The following is a 16,196-nucleotide window of genomic DNA, read 5'->3' on the forward strand; positions in this document are numbered from 1 at the left end:
GCCCGCGGCGCCCCGCCCCCTGTCCTCAGTTCTTGTAGGTGACCTTCCGCACCGCCGCGACCACCTTATCGGCGGTGATGAGCGCCAGCTTCTCCAGGTTCGCGGCATAGGGCAGCGGCACGTCCTCGTTGGTGACGCGCAGCACCGGGGCGTCGAGATCGTCGAAGCCCTTTTCCATCGCCACCGCGACGATCTCCGACGAGATCGAGCAGGTCGGCCAGCCTTCTTCCACCACGACCATGCGGTTGGTCTTCTTGAGGCTCTCCAGCACCGTGGCGGTGTCGAGCGGGCGCAGCGTGCGCAGATCGATCACCTCGGCCTCGATGCCCTCGCCCGCCAGCGTCTCGGCGGCTTCGAGCGCGACGCCGACGCCGATCGAGTAGCTGACGATCGTCACATCCTTGCCCGAGCGGACGATGCGCGCCTTGCCGATCGGCAGGACGTAATCGTCGAGCTTCGGCACTTCGAAGCTGCGGCCGTACATCAGCTCGTTCTCAAGGAACACGACCGGGTCTTCGCTGCGGATCGCAGCCTTGAGCAGGCCCTTGGCGTCGGCCGCGTCATAGGGCGCGATCACGATCAGGCCGGGCACGCTGGCATACCAGGGGCCGTAGTTCTGCGAGTGCTGCGCGCCGACTCGCGACGCGGCGCCGTTGGGACCGCGGAACACGATCGGGCAACGCATCTGGCCGCCGGACATATAGTTGGTCTTGGCGGCCGAGTTCACGATGTGGTCGATCGCCTGCATCGCGAAGTTGAACGTCATGAACTCGACGATCGGGCGCAGACCGCCCATCGCCGCGCCCGTGCCGATGCCGGCGAAGCCATATTCGGTGATTGGCGTATCGATCACGCGCCGGTCGCCGAATTCCTCCAGCAGACCCTGGGTGACCTTGTAGGCGCCCTGATATTCGGCGACTTCCTCGCCCATCACGAAGATGCGGCCGTCGGCGCGCATTTCCTCGGCCATCGCATCGCGCAGCGCCTCGCGGACGGTGGTCTTCACCATCTCGGTGCCGGCGGGGATGTCGGGGTCGGAGACGGTCGCGGCCTTGTCGCTGGCGAGCTGCTTCGTGCCGCTGTCCGCCTTCTTGGGGCCGCCATCCTCGCCCGGGGCGGGCTCGGCTGCCGCAACGGGTGCCGGTGCCGGAGCGGCCGCAGGAGCCGGGGTGGAGGCATCCTCGCCCTCGCCCGCGATCAGCGCGATCACGGTGCCGACCTTCACATTGTCGGTGCCCTCGGCGATCAGGATCTTCGAGATCGTGCCCTCATCGACCGCCTCGAACTCCATCGTCGCCTTGTCGGTCTCGATCTCGGCCAGGATGTCGCCCGACTTGACCGTGTCGCCTTCCTTGACCAGCCATTTGGCGAGCGTGCCCTCCTCCATCGTCGGGGACAGCGCCGGCATCTTCAGTTCAACGGCCATCTCAGTAGGACTCCACCAGCACGTCGGTATAAAGCTCGGCCGGATCCGGCTCGGGCGTCTGCTCCGCGAAGTCCGCGGCCTCGTTGACGATCTTGCGGATCTCCGCATCGATCGGCTTCAGATCCTCTTCCTTGACGCCCATCGCCTCCAGCTCGCGCTTGGCGTGCTCGATCGGATCGGACTTCTCGCGGACCGACTGGACCTCCTCGCGGCTGCGATACTTGGCCGGATCGGACATCGAGTGGCCGCGATAGCGATAGGTCTTCATCTCCAGGATGATCGGCCCCTTGCCCGCGCGGACCCAGGCCAGCGCCTCTTCCACCGCGCCGCGCGCCGCCAGCACGTCCATGCCGTCGACCTGGATGCCGGGGATGCGGAAGCTCTCGCCGCGCTTGTAGAGCTGATCTTCCGCCGAGGAGCGGTTGACCGAAGTGCCCATGGCGTACTGGTTGTTCTCGATCACGTAGATGATCGGGAGCTTCCACAGCTCGGCCATGTTGAACGATTCGTAGACTTGGCCCTGGTTCGCCGCGCCGTCGCCGAAATAGGCCATCGCGACGCCGCCGTCCTGGTTGTACTTGTGCGCGAAGGCGAGGCCGGTGCCGAGGCCGACCTGGGCGCCGACGATGCCGTGGCCGCCATAGAATTTATGCTCGGTCGAGAACATGTGCATCGAGCCGCCCTTGCCCCGGCTGATGCCGGCGCCGCGGCCCGTGAGCTCGGCCATGATGAGCTTGGGATCGATGCCATAGGCGAGCATGTGGCCATGATCGCGATAGCCGGTGATCACCGAGTCCTTCTCGCCGTCGAGCGCCGACTGGAGGCCGACCGCAACCGCTTCCTGGCCGATATAGAGGTGGCAGAAGCCGCCGATGAAGCCCAGGCCGTAGAGCTGGCCCGCCTTCTCCTCGAAGCGGCGGATGAGCAGCATCTGCTTGTAGAGTGCAAGCAGCTCCTCCTTGGAGGCTTTGTACCGTTCCGGCTCGTTCGGGCGCTCACGGTTGGATACTGCGGGGTCAGTCTGTGCTTTGCGAGCCGGTGCTTTGGCCACGATCAGGAATTCCTCGTCCGGGGAGGGGTAAGGCGGGGTGCCTATAAGCGCGTTTTGTCCGCCTGCGCAACTAACCCTCGGGGGATGTGCCGTTCATTCTCGTTCAGGCGGGGTGCGCGGCCAGCAAGCGCTGGCAGAAGTCGAGCAGCGCGCGCACCTTGGCGGGCACATGGCGGCCCGAGGGATAGAGCGCCTGGAGCGGATAGCGCTCGTCGGGCCAGTCGGGAAACAGTTCGATCAAAGCGCCCGAAGCAAGCAGCGGTTCGACTCCCATCGCCAGCGTCTGCGCGATTCCGGCCCCGGCAAGGCAGGCCGCCAGCATCGTGCCGGCATCCATGGTGGTCAGCCCGCCACCGACCGCGACGGACAGGATTTCCCCATCCCGATGGAACTCCCACTCGAAGGGACGCCCGCTGCGGGGGTCATTGAAATGTATGCAGCGATATCGGGCGAGCTCGGCGGGATGCGCGGGCCGGCCATGCCGCGCCAGATAGCCGGGTGACGCCACGGTGAGCACGCGCGTTTCCGCCAGCAGGCGCGTCACCATCGAGGAGGATGCCGGCGGCCCGAAGCGGATGGCGAGATCGAGTCCTTCACGGACGAGATCGTCGGGCACTTCGCGGACGAGCAGCTCGAGCTGCAATTCGGGATGGCGATCGAGGAATTCAGACAGGTGCGGCGCCAGCACGGCACGCGCGAAATGGGCATCGACGTCCACACGCAAGCGGCCGGTGACTGCGCGGGTGGTCCCGGCCAGTGCTTCGGCGGCTTCGGTGATGCCCGCCAGCATCGGCGCGACCGAGGCATGGAAACGCGCGCCCTCGTCGGTCAGGCGGAGGAAGCGCGTGGTGCGATCGAACAGACGCGCGCCGACTCGCGATTCGAGCCGAGCGATCGCACGCGACACCGCCGAGTCGGTCAGGCCCAGGGCGCGTGCCGCCGCCGTGAAGCTGCCGGCCTCCACCACCGCGACCATCACGCGCACGCCGGAAAGAAGACGTTCGTCGAATGCCATCCGTCACTCCTGACTATAAGTCATGAATGATCTGACAATTCGGCGTTACCGGCAATAACGATGAAGCCGCATAATCGCCCTGCACTGGAATGGAGGCGAATATGTACGCAATCACGGGTATCACGGGCCAGGTCGGCGGGGCCGTCGCGCAGGCATTGCTGGCGGCCGGCAAGCAGGTGCGCGCCGTCACGCGCGATCCGGCCAGGGCGGCAGGATGGATCGAGCAGGGCTGCGCCCTGGCGCAGGCCGACATGGACGATACGGCGGCGCTAACGGCGGCTTTCTCGGGCGCAAAGGGCGTGTTCGTCCTGCTGCCGCCGATCTTCGATCCCTCGCCGGATTTTCGCGAGGCGCGGGCGGTGATCGCCGCCGTGCGCGCGGCGCTGGCGGCGGCCAAGCCGGAGCGCGTGGTCTGTCTGTCGACGGTGGGTGCCGATTCCGGCCGGCCGAACCTGCTCAACCAGCTTCGCCTGATGGAGGAGGCGCTGCGAGCTTGCCGATGCCCGTCGCGTTCCTGCGCGCGGCCTGGTTCATGGAAAATGCCGCGTGGGACATCGCGCCGGCGCGCGACGGCGGGGTGATCCCCAGCTTCCTCCAGCCGCTCGACCGCGCAATCCCGATGATCGCGACAGCGGACGTCGGCAGCGCCGCCGCGGCGTTGCTCCAGCGCGACTGGGAGGGTGTCCATATCGCCGAGCTTCAGGGACCGGCGCCGGTGTCGCCCCTGGACATCGCGGCCACCCTCGCAACGCTGCTCGATCGCCCCGTGCGCGCCGAAGCGGTGCCGCATGCCGAGTGGGAGGGCCTGTTCCGCGCGCAGGGCATGCGCAATCCCCTGCCCCGCATCCAGATGGTCGACGGGTTCAACCAGGGCTGGATCGCGTTCGGCGCTCCGGGCGCCGAGCGGCTGCGCGGCACGACGACGCTGGAACAGGTGCTCGGCAGGCTGGTCGCCCGCGCTATTTGTTGAGCGGGACGATCACTTCGTCGGGGCGGACGACGTTGAGCTGCTTGCGCGCCAGTTCTTCGACCATGTCGGGATCGGCGCCGCGCTTGGGATCGAGCAGGTCGACGCGATTCTTGATTTCGGCACGCTTCTTCTGGAGTGCGGCATATTCCTGGTTCTTCTGCTCCAGGTCGCGCTTCACTTCCTTCGCCGCGACGATGCCGTTCGGCCCCAGAACGGCATTGTACGCAAAGAAGGCGATCGCGATCAGCACCGCAGCGGGAAGTCCCGCGCGGCGGAGCAGGGCCTGGAAGGGAGAAACGCGCTTCATGAAGTGGATTCTCGCCTAACCCTCGATACTAATCAAGCGGGGACAATCACTTGAGGATCGATTTCCCCGCATAGACCGCCGCATCGCCCAGTTCCTCCTCGATGCGGATGAGCTGGTTGTACTTGGCGAGCCGGTCCGAACGCGCCAGCGAGCCGGTCTTGATCTGCCCGCAATTGGTGGCGACCGCGAGATCGGCGATCGTCGCGTCCTCGGTCTCGCCCGAGCGGTGCGACATGACGGCGGTGTAGGACGAACGCTGCGCCAGGCGCACGGCTTCCAGCGTCTCGGTGAGCGTGCCGATCTGGTTGACCTTCACCAGCAGCGAATTGGCATAGCCGCCGTCGATGCCGCGCTTCAGGCGAGTCGGGTTGGTGACGAACAGATCGTCGCCGACAAGCTGGACCTTGGCACCCAGCTTCTCGGTCAGCGCCTTCCAGCCATCCCAATCGTCCTCGGCCATACCGTCCTCGATCGAGAAGATCGGGTATCTGGCGACCAGGCCGGCGAGGAACTCGGCATTCTCGACGGAGGAGAGCGTCTTGCCCTCGCCCACCATCCTGTAGGCGCCGTCCTTGTAATATTCGGTCGCGGCGCAATCGAGCGCGAGCATCACGTTCTCGCCCGGCTTGTAGCCCGCCGCCTCGATCGAGCTCATGATGAAATCGAGCGCTTCGGTGGTCGAGGCGATGTTCGGCGCGAAGCCGCCTTCGTCGCCCACGCCGGTCGCCAGCCCCTTTTCATGCAGCTTCTTCTTGAGCGTGTGGAATATCTCCGATCCGCAGCGCACCGCCTCGACGATGTTTTCCGCGCCGACCGGCACGATCATGAACTCCTGGAAGTCGATCGGATTGTCGGCATGCTCGCCGCCGTTGATGATGTTCATCATCGGCACCGGCAACACATGCGCGTTGACGCCGCCGACATAGCGATAAAGCGGCAGGCCGCGCGCATCCGCCGCCGCCTTGGCCGCAGCCAGGCTGACGCCCAGGATCGCGTTCGCGCCCAGCCGGCCCTTGTTCGGCGTGCCGTCGAGCTCGATCATCGCGCGATCGAGATCGGCCTGGTCCTCGGCATCGAGGCCCAGCACTTCCTCGGCGATCTCGCCGTTGACCGCATCGACTGCCGACTGGACGCCCTTGCCGAGCCAGCGCGTCTTGTCGCCGTCGCGCTTCTCCACCGCCTCATGCGCGCCGGTCGAGGCGCCCGAGGGGACCGCCGCGCGGCCGAAGCTGCCATCCTCCAGCATCACATCGACCTCCACGGTAGGATTGCCGCGGCTGTCGAGAATCTGGCGGGCGTGGATGTCGATGATTGCGGTCACGTAATGGTCTCCCTAATTAGGGTTTATGGGCGCAGGTGCGCGCGGCGGCCTCTAACGGCTCCGGATGGAACTCGCAAACGCGGCCGTTGTTGTTTCGAACGAGACATGGGAGTTTTTCGACATGGCAGACGAAACGATCGACGCGATTCAGGACGCGGTGGCCGAGGCCGGCGCAGCGAAGCGCAGCGCGACGGACACGATCCGCGAGGAAGCCGGCAAGTTCACCAGCCAGGCCGCCGATCGCGCGCGCGCCTTTGCCGGCGAAGGCAAGGACAAGGCGACCAGCGCGCTGGATGAAGTCGCCAAGATGATGAAGAGCGCGGCCGAGGATGTCGATGCCAAGCTGGGCGAGAATTACGGCAGATATGCCCGCTCCGCCGCCGACGGCATTTCGGGATTCGCTGAATCGCTGCGCGGCAAGGACGTCGACGATCTGATCGCCGGCGCGACCGACTTCGTGAAGAAGAGCCCGGTGATCGCGGTAGGCACCGCGGCGGCGATCGGCTTCGTGCTCGCCCGGCTCATCAAGTCGGGGATCGACGCGACCGCCGATGCCGGCGAGTCCAAATCCGACACCGACGCATAACAGGCATCGCGGGGGGTGCCGGAGCCGGAACAGCAGGAACAGGGAATCGGCGAGTTGCTGACGCGGCTTGCCGACGACGCGAAGGATTTCGGCCGGGCCGAGCTCGATTATTATTATGCGCTCGCCCGCGCCAAGCTGCGCGACCTTCGCTTCGCGCTGTGGACCGGTGCGGTGGCGGCGGCGCTGGGGCTGGCGGCGGCAGGCGCGCTGGTGGGCGGATCGGTGCTCACGCTGGCGCCTTATGTCGGTCCCGGCTGGGCGACGCTGATCGTCGTCGCCGTGGCGCTCGGCCTTGCCGCGATCCTAGCACGGCTCGCCTGGCTCCGCATCAAACGCATCCTCAAGGATCGGGGATGAGCGGCCCGCCCGACATTTCGCTGGCGGAAGCCAGAGTGAAGGCGGCACGCGCGCGCATGCTCTTCACGCTCGGCGAAGTGCAGGACCGGCTCAAGCCGTCGCACCTGGCGCAGGATGCCGTCGAGGGCGCGGTGCGGAGCTTCGCCTCAGTGGCGCGCAAGGGCCGCGAGGCAGTGCGGGGCCGTCCCCTGACGGTAGCGGCGATCACCGGCGCGATCGGCCTGGTGATGGCGCGCGGCTGGATCAGCGACATCATCGGCGGACACAGGAACAAGCATGAAACCCCCGAGACCCCCAAGGGTTTGAAGCGACAACGCAAGCCCGCCAAGACCGCGAAAGGACATTCGAAATGAGCAAGGCCACTTCCAGCGCCGCGCCAAAGCCCGCGAGCAAGGCCAAGCCGGCCGGCGACTCGATCGGTGACAATCCCGCCCTGCTGCTCGCCGGCGGAGTCGCGATCGGCGTGGCCATCGGCATGCTGCTTCCCCGGCTGGAGCGCGAGCGCAAGGCCCTGTCCCCGGTCGGCAAGAAGCTTGCCGATCGCGCGACGGCCGTGGTCAACGCCGCGAAGGAGACCGGCCGCGAGGAGGTCAACGCGCTCCTTCCCGGCCGCGATGCGACCAAGGAGCGCGTCTCCGCGCTGTTCGGCAACATCGTCGAGGCTGCAAAGGGTGCAACGACCAAGGCCTGATTAGGACTTGAGCGGTCGCGCAGACCCGCTAAGGCCGGCGCGACCGCACCAGGAGGCCTCATTGAGCAAACTGCACCTGGTCTTCGGCGGCCGCGTGGCCGATCCGCAGACCCTTGAATTCCAGGATCCGTCGAAGCTCGACGTGGTCGGCATCTTCCCCGATTATGCCAGCGCCGAAAAGGCGTGGCGCGCCGCCGCGCAGCGCACCGTCGACGATGCCGAGATGCGCTATGTGGTGGTGCACCTGCACCGGCTGCTCGAGCCGGATCTCGACAAGCCGGCCTAAGCCTTTCGCCAGCGCCAGCGCAGCAGCGGACCCGCCAGCGCCAGCCCCGCGAAGAAGCCGCCGATATGCGCGGCGGCCGCGATCGCCACGCCGCCGCGCAGGAACGCCGTAGCCATCAGCAGGTTGACCAAGGTCCAGGCGACCGCGAGCCAGGCGATATGGACGACCTTGGCCGGAATCGGCCCGATCGCCTTGGCCTTGGACTGGCCGTAGAGCAGCGAATAGGCGCCGACGACCGCCGAGGCCGCGCCGCTCGCGCCCACCATCGGCGCGGTCGAGAGCGGGTCGGCCACCCATTGCGCGAACGCAGCGGCGTAGGCGCCGACCAGATAGAGGATCACCAGCCCGATCGGACCCAGCGCACGCTCGGTCTCGCGGCCGGTGAAGCCCAGCATCAGCATGTTCATGCCCAGATGCAGGAAGCCGGCATGGATCAGCGCGCAGCTCAGCGGAGTCAGCCACACCGGCACCGCCGTCAGCCCGGGAAATTGCACGACGCCGCTCAGGCGCGCCGGCATGAATCCGGCCAGCACCTGGATATCCGGGGCATAGGGCGACAGCGTCACCAATGCGCTCACCGCAATGGTGAGCAGCACGATCGCCGTGGTCGCCGTCAGGCGTTCCATGGCCCGGTCCTCAAATGAATTCGATGCGCGACACCAGATAATAGCGGTCGCCCGCCGGCACCGACACCTCGACCTCCTCATCGACCTTGCGGCCGATCAGCGCGCGGCCGAGCGGCGAATTGTAGGAGATGCGGCCCTTGTTGGCGTCCGCCTCGGTCTGGCCGACGATCTGGTACTTGATCGCCTTCTCCTCCTCGTCGAGCAGCGTCACGGTCGCGCCGAACACCACTTTGTCGCCGGAGAGGTCGCGCGGATCTATGATCTGCGCGCGGCTCAGCTTGTCCTCGATATCGGCGATGCTCGCCTCGATCTGGCCCTGACGCTCCTTGGCGGCGTGATATTCGGCATTCTCGGACAGATCGCCGTGCGCGCGCGCTTCCTCGATCGCATCCACGATCTGCGGCCGCTCGATCTTCAGGCGCTTCAGCTCGGCATTGAGCTTGTCATGGCCTTCCTGAAGCATCGGCATCTTTTCGACCGTCGCCATATATTCGTCCTCAAAAACGCCCCAGTCCCCAAGCGTCTCACAGTCGAGACGCTCGCACACTAACACCGGTTGGGGAGATCAATTGTGCGAATGCGAATAGTAAGACTGCAGCGGACAAACATCAAGCGTCTGGCGGGAGAGCGCCTCGATAGCCCGTGCCGCAGCCACGCTGGCAGGCGCGGTGGTGAAGTACGGGATCTTCTGCGCCATTGCCGTCGCGCGGATGCTCGACGAGTCCTTGAGCGACTGCCAGCCCTCGGTCGAATTGAAGATCAGGTCGATCGCGCCGTCCTGAATGCGGTCCACGATATGCGGGCGGCCCTGCGCGACCTTGTTGACGCGCTCGACCTCGATCCCCTCGGCGATCAGATAGTCCGCGGTGCCGCCGGTCGCGACAATACCGAAGCCCAGGCCGGCCAGGATGCGCACGCCGGGCAGGATCACTGGCTTGTCGCCGTCCTTCACGCTGACGAACAACGTGCCGGCAGTCGGCAGCACCGTGCCCGCGCCGAGCTGTGACTTGGCGAAGGCGGTCGCGAAATCGCGATCGATGCCCATCACTTCGCCGGTAGATTTCATCTCCGGCGAGAGCACCGGATCGACGCCCGGGAAGCGCGCCCAGGGGAACACCGCTTCCTTGACCGCGATATAATCGATGTTCCGATCGATCTTCGGCAGATCCTTGAGCTTCTCGCCCGCCATCACGCGGCTGGCGATCTTGGCGATGGGGATGCCGATCGCCTTGGCGACGAAAGGCACCGTGCGCGACGCGCGGGGGTTCACCTCGATCAGGTAGACCTGGCCGTCCTTCACCGCGAACTGGATGTTCATCAGCCCCTTGACCTTGAGCGCACGCGCCAGCGCCTCGGTCTGGCGCTCGATCTCGGCGACGATCTCGGCGGGCAGGCTATAGGGCGGGATCGAGCAGGCGCTGTCGCCCGAATGGACGCCCGCCTCCTCGATATGCTGGAGCACGCCGGCGACCACCACGTCGGTCCCGTCGGCGATGGCGTCCACGTCCACTTCGATCGCATCGCGCAGATATTGGTCGATCAGCACCGGCGAGGTGCCCGAGACCTGCACCGCGGTCTGGATATAGTCGTCGAGCTGGCCCAGGCTGTCGACGATCTCCATCGCCCGGCCGCCCAGCACATAGCTGGGGCGCATCAGCACCGGATAGCCGATCCGCTCGGCCACCCGCACCGCTTCGTCGCGGCTGCGGGCGATGCCGTTGGCGGGCTGCTTGAGGCCCAGCTTCTGGACCAAGGCGGCGAAGCGCTCGCGGTCCTCGGCCAGGTCGATCGCGTCGGGACTGGTGCCGAGGATCGGAATGCCCGCATCCTCCAGCGCCTGCGCCAGGTTGAGCGGGGTCTGGCCGCCGAACTGGACGATCACGCCGACCAGCGTGCCGTTCGACTTCTCGACCTCCAGGATCTCCAGCACATCCTCAGCGGTCAGCGGCTCGAAATAGAGGCGGTCGGACGTGTCGTAATCGGTGCTCACCGTCTCCGGATTGCAATTGACCATGATCGTCTCATAGCCCGCATCCGCCAGCGCGAAGCAGGCGTGGCAGCAGCAATAATCGAACTCGATGCCCTGCCCGATCCGGTTCGGGCCGCCGCCCAGGATCACGATCTTCTTCCGATCGGTGGGGTTGGACTCATTCTCGGGCTCGCCGAAGCTCGGCGCCTCATAGGTCGAGTACATGTAGGGCGTCTTCGCCTCGAACTCGGCGGCGCAGGTGTCGATCCGCTTGAACACCGGGCGAACGCCCAGCCGGTGGCGGAGCGCCCGCACCTCCTGCTCGGTCACGCCGCCGGTCATCGCCTTGACGACATCGCGAACGAGGCCGGAGCCGCGCGCGATGCCGCGCTCGGTGCCCTTGGGCAGGTTCGCCGACTTGAGCGAGAGATAGGCCAGGCGCTTGTCGCTGAAGCCCATTCCCTTGAGCCTGCGCATGCCCGCAGCGTCCTGCGGCAGGCCGTCGGCGATGATCTCGCCCTCGGCATCGATGATCTCGCGGATGCGCTCGAGGAACCAGGGATCATATTGGGTCAGCGCCTGGATCTCGGCGACGGTGAAACCCTCGCGCATCGCCTGCGCGGCGGCCAGCAGCCGATCGGGCGTCCGCGCGGCGAGTGCCGCCTCGATCACGTCGCGACGCGCGCCGACCAGCCGGTCGACATCATTGAAGCCGCTAAGGCCGGTCTCCAGCCCGCGCAGCGCCTTCTGGAGCGATTCATGGATCGAGCGGCCGATCGCCATCACTTCGCCGACCGACTTCATCGCCGTGCCCAGCACCGCCTCCGCGCCCTTGAACTTCTCGAACGCAAAGCGGGGGATCTTGGTGACGATATAGTCGATCGTCGGCTCAAAGCTGGCCGGAGTGGCACCGGTGATGTCGTTCTCGATCTCGTCGAGCGTGTAGCCCACCGCCAGCTTGGCCGCGACCTTGGCGATCGGGAAACCGGTCGCCTTGGACGCGAGCGCCGAGGAGCGGCTGACGCGCGGGTTCATCTCGATGACGATCAGGCGGCCGTCCTTCGGATTGACTGCGAACTGCACGTTGGAACCGCCGGTTTCGACGCCGATTTCCCGGAGCACCGCGATCGATGCGTTGCGCATGATCTGATATTCCTTGTCGGTCAGCGTCAGCGCCGGCGCGACGGTGATCGAATCGCCGGTGTGCGTGCCCATCGGATCGATGTTCTCGATCGAGCAGACGATGATGCAGTTGTCCTTGCGATCGCGGACAACCTCCATCTCATATTCCTTCCAGCCGAGGAGCGATTCCTCGATCAGGACTTCGGTGGTCGGCGACAGATCGAGCCCGCTGCGGACGATCGCGATGAACTCCTCGCGATTATAGGCGATGCCGCCGCCCGATCCGCCCATGGTGAAGCTGGGGCGGATGATCGCGGGCAGCCCGACATGCTCCAGCGCGGCAAGCGCCTCCGCCTCGGTGTGCGCGATAGCCGAGCGAGCCGATTCCAGCCCGATCCTGGTCATCGCGTCCTTGAACTTCAGCCGGTCCTCGGCCTTGTCGATCGCCTCGGCATCGGCGCCGATCATCTGGACGCCGAACTTCTCCAACGTGCCGTCATTCGCGAGCGCGAGCGCGGTGTTGAGCGCGGTCTGGCCGCCCATCGTGGGGAGGACGACGTCGGGACGCTCCTTCTCGATGATCTTCGCCACGATCTCGGGCGTGATCGGCTCGATATAAGTCGCATCGGCCAGCTCGGGATCGGTCATGATCGTCGCCGGGTTCGAATTGACCAGGACGATGCGATAGCCCTCTTCCTTGAGCGCCTTGATCGCCTGCGTGCCCGAATAATCGAACTCGCACGCCTGGCCGATCACGATGGGGCCCGCGCCGATGACGAGGATGGAGGAGATGTCGGTGCGTTTGGGCATTATTCGACTTTCAATTCATGCTCTCGGCCGCGACAACGCGGACTTGACCGTCAGTATCTTTCAGGAAGCCAAGGAACACATGGCCACCAATGCCAATCATGTGCTGAACAATCCAATTCCAGATACTCTGAATGTCAATAAGAAGATCATCCGTACTTTGCTTAAGCTCCTTGCCCAACTTCTCCACGTAAGGATTCCATTCGTGAAGCCACTTGTGAGATCGGCGATAAATATCCCGCACTTGTTCGATCGAGAGATTAGCCTCTTTGTTCGCGACAATGTGATGTTTAACTTGCGGATCACCATCCAAAGGAGGATCTTCGCGCCTGAAGGCCTCTGGAAAAACTAGCTGATCCCGCTTTTTCAGGCGACCAAAGATGTTGTCAGCATTCCACTGACCCTTCGCGTCCCGTGGAACCTCCTTTAGTCCCTGCTCCATCGCGACGAGACACCCAAATGCAATGCCCTCAATCGATTTTCGCAAATGAAACGCAGCTGTTTCTAACTGAGCAAATCCAGAATTTTGATTCAGCTTCAGGCTTTCAATGACTTCAAATCTCGCCCGAACATTCGTCATCAACGCCCTATATTGCAGGTTAGGTGGAGGCAGATCCGCATTATTACTCACCTCAACATCCCCACGAACCGCTCGAACAGATAGAAGCTGTCCTGCGGCCCCGGGCTGGCCTCTGGGTGGTACTGCACCGAAAACGCGGGCTTGTCGGTCAGCTCAATGCCGGCATTCGACCCATCGAACAGCGACACGTGCGTCTCGCGCGCGTTCGCGGGCAGCGTCTCGCGCTCCACCGCGAAGCCGTGGTTCATGCTGGTGATCTCGACCGCGCCATCGCTCAGCCGCTTGACCGGATGGTTGGCGCCGCGATGGCCCTGGAACATCTTGGTGGTCTGTGCGCCCACGGCCAACCCGAGCAACTGGTGCCCCAGGCAGATGCCGAACAGCGGCTTGCCGGTCTCCAGCAGCTCGCGGATCACCGGCACGGCATATTCGGCGGTCGCGGCGGGATCGCCCGGGCCGTTCGACAGGAAGAAGCCGTCGGGCGCGAACGACATGACCTGCTCGAAGGTCGCCGTCGCCGGCAGCACGGTCACCTTCGCCCCGGCCTTCACCAGATTGCGGAAGATGTTGCGCTTCGAGCCGTAATCGATCGCCACGACATGCGGGCGGCCGTCCTCGGCGCCCTCATCGCCATAGCCGAAACCCAGGCGCCAGACGCCGCCTTCCCAGCCATAATGCGTCTCGACCGTCACCGTGATCGCCAGGTCCATGCCCTCCAGCCCCGGCCATTCGCGGGCCATCTGGAGGAGCAGCGGAATATCGAACGCGCCGGTCGGCGAATGCGCGATCACGCCGTTGGGCGCGCCGCCGGTGCGGATGCGGCGCGTGAGCGCGCGCGTGTCGATCCCCGCCAGGCCGATCCGCTCGTGCTTCTTCATCCACGCATCGAGATGCTCGTTGCTGCGGAAGTTGCTCGGCTCGGTCACGTCCTCGCGGACGATCATGCCCAGCGCATGCGGCGTGTCGGCTTCGAAATCGTCGGGGTTGGCGCCGACATTGCCGATGTGCGGAAAGGTGAAATTGATGATCTGACCGGCGAAGCTCGGATCGGTCATGATCTCCTGATAGCCGGTCATCGCGGTGTGGAAGCACACTTCGCCCACCGCCTGGCCCTCGGCCCCGAATCCGCGGCCCCAGACCACGTCCCCTGAAGCGAGCACCAATACGCCGGTGGCTCCGTGAGGCATGGACATGGGTTTGGCTTCGGCCATTACTGGGTGGCGCTCCATTGGGGTTGCGGCGATGTCGCTAAGGGGCGGCGGCTAGACCCCCTGCCCCGCGCCGTCAACCTGTTCAATTTCGCGAGCGTGGGCTATCGTCACCGGCTAATCTGAAAACCGAAAGAGAACGCATGATTCGCGACGACATCAAGGCTGCCCAGATCACCGCCATGAAGGCCGGGGACAAGGAAAGCCGGGCCGCCATCAGCCTGATCCAGAGCGCCATCAAGAACCGCGACATCGAAGCGCGCACCGGCAAGGCGCCCGAGGACGACGACGCCCTGGTGGTCGAAGTGCTGCAGAAGATGGTCAAGCAGCGCCGCGAATCGATCGAGATGTACACCAAGGGCGGCCGCCAGGAGCTTGCGGATGCCGAGGCCGCCGAAGTCGCGGTGATCGAGCGCTTCCTGCCGCAGCAGATGAGCGAGGCGGAAACCAGCGCCGCGATCGAATCGATCAAGGCAGAGCTGGGCGCCTCGGGCATGAAGGACATGGGCCGCGTGATGGCCGAGCTGAAGGCGCGCCACGCGATCACGCTCGACATGAGCAAGGCGAGTGCGCTGGTGAAGGCGGCACTCTCCTGAGGTGAGCCTCACCCCCGCCTTTCTCGACGAACTGCGCGCCCGCACGCTGCTGTCGGGCCTGATTGCCAAGACGGTGAAGCTCCAGCGCGCGGGGCGGGAATTCCGCGCCTGCTGCCCCTTCCACAACGAGAAGACGCCGAGCTTCTACGTCAACGACGACAAGGGCTTCTATCACTGCTTCGGCTGCGGGGCGCATGGGGATGCGATCCGCTGGATGACCGACCAGCGCGGCCTGCCCTTCATCGACGCGGTGAAGGAGCTTGCCCAGGTCGCCGGGCTCGACATGCCCGAGCAGGACCGCCGCGCCGCCGAGAAGGCCGAGCGCGCCAAGGGCCTGCACGAGGCGATGGCGGATGCCGCCAAATGGTTCGGCGATCGCCTCCAGGGCATCGAGGGCGCCGAGGCCCGCGCGGTGCTCAAGCGGCGCGGGGTGACCGAAGAGACGGCGCGTACCTTCGGGCTGGGTTTCTCGCCCGACTCGCGGGGCAAGCTGCGGCAGGCGCTCAACGGCTATGGCGACGCGATGCTGGTCGAGGCCGGGCTGCTGATCCAGGTCGAGGAGAAGGAGCCCTATGATCGGTTTCGCGGCCGGCTGATGATCCCGATCCGCGACGTGCGGGGCCGCACGATCGCGTTCGGCGGACGCATCATCGGCGACGGCGAGCCCAAGTATCTGAACTCGCCGGAGACGCCGCTCTTCGACAAGGGCCGCACGCTCTACAATCTCGATCGCGCCCAGGCCGCCGCGCGCCAGGCGGGCCGGATCATCGCGGTCGAAGGCTATATGGACGTGATCGCGCTGACTCAGGCCGGGTTCGGCGAGGCAGTGGCGCCGCTCGGCACCGCGCTGACCGAGCACCAGCTCGATCGGCTGTGGCGGATCGCCGAGGTGCCCCTGCTCTGCTTCGACGGCGATACGGCCGGGCAGAAGGCGGCGCTGAGAGCCGCCCACCGCGCGCTGCCCCTGCTCCAGCCCGGCCGCAGCCTCGCCTTCGTGACGTTGCCCGACGGGCTCGACCCCGACGATCTGGTCCGCACCAAGGGGCCGCAGGCGTTCGAGGCCCTGCTCAAGGTGCCGCAGCCGCTGGTCGATCGCCTCTGGGCGAGCGAGGTCGCCGCCGAGCCGCTCGATACGCCGGAGCAGCGCGCGGGTCTCAAGCAGCGGTTGACAGAACTGGCCGGGCAGATCGCCGATCCCAATGTGAAGTCGGAATATCTCGCCGACTTCCGCCAACGGCTCGATGTGCATTTCGGCCGCGGACCACGCCAGTTCCAGCC

The 16,196-nt window shown here is 65.8% G+C and carries 19 protein-coding genes; 9 read left to right on the forward strand and 10 right to left on the reverse strand.

The window, feature by feature from the left end; genetic code table 11:
* Positions 1-25: 25 nt before the first annotated feature.
* From HB724_RS17320 to HB724_RS17330, 3 genes are all read right to left on the reverse strand, one after another.
* Positions 26-1,426: a pyruvate dehydrogenase complex E1 component subunit beta gene (locus HB724_RS17320; RefSeq protein ID WP_213982195.1), complete on the reverse strand. Its 1,401-nt coding sequence runs from the start codon at positions 1,424-1,426 to the stop codon at positions 26-28.
* A 1-nt stretch (position 1,427) separates the two neighbouring features.
* Entirely contained in the window at positions 1,428-2,477 is a 1,050-nt protein-coding gene (pdhA, locus tag HB724_RS17325; protein ID WP_213982196.1) for a pyruvate dehydrogenase (acetyl-transferring) E1 component subunit alpha, read from the reverse strand.
* Between the two features lie 103 nt (positions 2,478-2,580).
* Positions 2,581-3,492: a LysR family transcriptional regulator gene (locus HB724_RS17330; RefSeq protein WP_213982197.1), complete on the reverse strand. Its 912-nt coding sequence runs from the start codon at positions 3,490-3,492 to the stop codon at positions 2,581-2,583.
* Positions 3,493-3,593: 101 nt separating this feature from the next.
* On the opposite strand from HB724_RS17330, the gene HB724_RS17335 reads away from it, so the two are divergent.
* Entirely contained in the window at positions 3,594-4,073 is a 480-nt protein-coding gene (locus tag HB724_RS17335) for an NAD(P)H-binding protein (RefSeq protein WP_213982198.1), read from the forward strand.
* Entirely contained in the window at positions 4,025-4,462 is a 438-nt protein-coding gene (locus HB724_RS17340; RefSeq protein ID WP_213982199.1) for a hypothetical protein, read from the forward strand. The genes HB724_RS17335 and HB724_RS17340 overlap by 49 nt, the downstream gene beginning before the upstream one ends.
* On the opposite strand, the gene HB724_RS17345 is transcribed toward HB724_RS17340, so the two are convergent.
* Entirely contained in the window at positions 4,452-4,769 is a 318-nt protein-coding gene (locus tag HB724_RS17345) for a septum formation initiator family protein (protein WP_213982200.1), read from the reverse strand. The genes HB724_RS17340 and HB724_RS17345 overlap by 11 nt on opposite strands.
* Before the next feature lie 46 nt (positions 4,770-4,815).
* Positions 4,816-6,090, reverse strand: a complete 1,275-nt coding sequence (gene eno / locus HB724_RS17350; RefSeq protein ID WP_213982201.1) for a phosphopyruvate hydratase — start codon at positions 6,088-6,090, stop codon at positions 4,816-4,818.
* 121 nt (positions 6,091-6,211) lie between these two features.
* Between eno and HB724_RS17355 the strand changes: the two genes are divergently transcribed.
* From HB724_RS17355 to HB724_RS17375, 5 genes are all read left to right on the forward strand, one after another.
* Positions 6,212-6,676 carry a hypothetical protein gene (locus HB724_RS17355; RefSeq protein WP_213982202.1) on the forward strand — a complete coding sequence of 155 codons (465 nt, stop codon included), beginning with the start codon at positions 6,212-6,214 and terminating at the stop codon, positions 6,674-6,676.
* Positions 6,677-6,691: 15 nt separating this feature from the next.
* Positions 6,692-7,033, forward strand: coding sequence for a phage holin family protein (locus tag HB724_RS17360; protein ID WP_213982203.1), 342 nt, complete (start codon positions 6,692-6,694; stop codon positions 7,031-7,033).
* Complete coding sequence (locus HB724_RS17365; protein WP_213982204.1) at positions 7,030-7,386, forward strand: hypothetical protein; 357 nt, start codon at positions 7,030-7,032, stop codon at positions 7,384-7,386. The genes HB724_RS17360 and HB724_RS17365 overlap by 4 nt, the downstream gene beginning before the upstream one ends.
* Complete coding sequence (locus HB724_RS17370) at positions 7,383-7,724, forward strand: hypothetical protein (RefSeq protein WP_256731592.1); 342 nt, start codon at positions 7,383-7,385, stop codon at positions 7,722-7,724. The genes HB724_RS17365 and HB724_RS17370 overlap by 4 nt, the downstream gene beginning before the upstream one ends.
* Before the next feature lie 61 nt (positions 7,725-7,785).
* Positions 7,786-8,010, forward strand: a complete 225-nt coding sequence (locus HB724_RS17375; protein WP_213982205.1) for a DUF4170 domain-containing protein — start codon at positions 7,786-7,788, stop codon at positions 8,008-8,010.
* Here HB724_RS17375 and HB724_RS17380 read toward each other — a convergent pair.
* The 5 genes from HB724_RS17380 to carA all read right to left on the reverse strand — a co-directional run bounded on the left by HB724_RS17380 (position 8,007) and on the right by carA (position 14,325).
* A complete protein-coding gene (locus tag HB724_RS17380; RefSeq protein WP_213982206.1) occupies positions 8,007-8,636 on the reverse strand; it encodes a rhomboid family intramembrane serine protease in 630 nt (209 codons plus the stop codon). The genes HB724_RS17375 and HB724_RS17380 overlap by 4 nt on opposite strands.
* A 10-nt stretch (positions 8,637-8,646) precedes the next feature.
* The gene (gene greA, locus HB724_RS17385; protein WP_213982207.1) at positions 8,647-9,123 is read right to left on the reverse strand and encodes a transcription elongation factor GreA; all 477 of its coding nucleotides are present in this window, start codon (positions 9,121-9,123) and stop codon (positions 8,647-8,649) included.
* A 78-nt stretch (positions 9,124-9,201) separates the two neighbouring features.
* On the reverse strand, positions 9,202-12,537 hold the full coding sequence (gene carB / locus HB724_RS17390; RefSeq protein WP_213982208.1) for a carbamoyl-phosphate synthase large subunit: 3,336 nt from the start codon (positions 12,535-12,537) through the stop codon (positions 9,202-9,204).
* A gap of 10 nt (positions 12,538-12,547) precedes the next feature.
* Complete coding sequence (locus tag HB724_RS17395; protein ID WP_213982209.1) at positions 12,548-13,114, reverse strand: hypothetical protein; 567 nt, start codon at positions 13,112-13,114, stop codon at positions 12,548-12,550.
* 47 nt (positions 13,115-13,161) lie between these two features.
* The gene (carA, locus tag HB724_RS17400; RefSeq protein ID WP_213982210.1) at positions 13,162-14,325 is read right to left on the reverse strand and encodes a glutamine-hydrolyzing carbamoyl-phosphate synthase small subunit; all 1,164 of its coding nucleotides are present in this window, start codon (positions 14,323-14,325) and stop codon (positions 13,162-13,164) included.
* A 140-nt stretch (positions 14,326-14,465) separates the two neighbouring features.
* Between carA and HB724_RS17405 the strand changes: the two genes are divergently transcribed.
* The gene (locus HB724_RS17405; RefSeq protein WP_213982211.1) at positions 14,466-14,918 is read left to right on the forward strand and encodes a GatB/YqeY domain-containing protein; all 453 of its coding nucleotides are present in this window, start codon (positions 14,466-14,468) and stop codon (positions 14,916-14,918) included.
* A 1-nt stretch (position 14,919) separates the two neighbouring features.
* A partial coding sequence (gene dnaG, locus HB724_RS17410) for a DNA primase (protein WP_213982212.1) occupies positions 14,920-16,196 on the forward strand: 1,277 nt, incomplete at its 3' end.

The sequence above is a fragment of the Sphingomonas sp. dw_22 genome (assembly GCF_018449795.1).
Lineage (GTDB): Bacteria > Pseudomonadota > Alphaproteobacteria > Sphingomonadales > Sphingomonadaceae > Sphingomonas.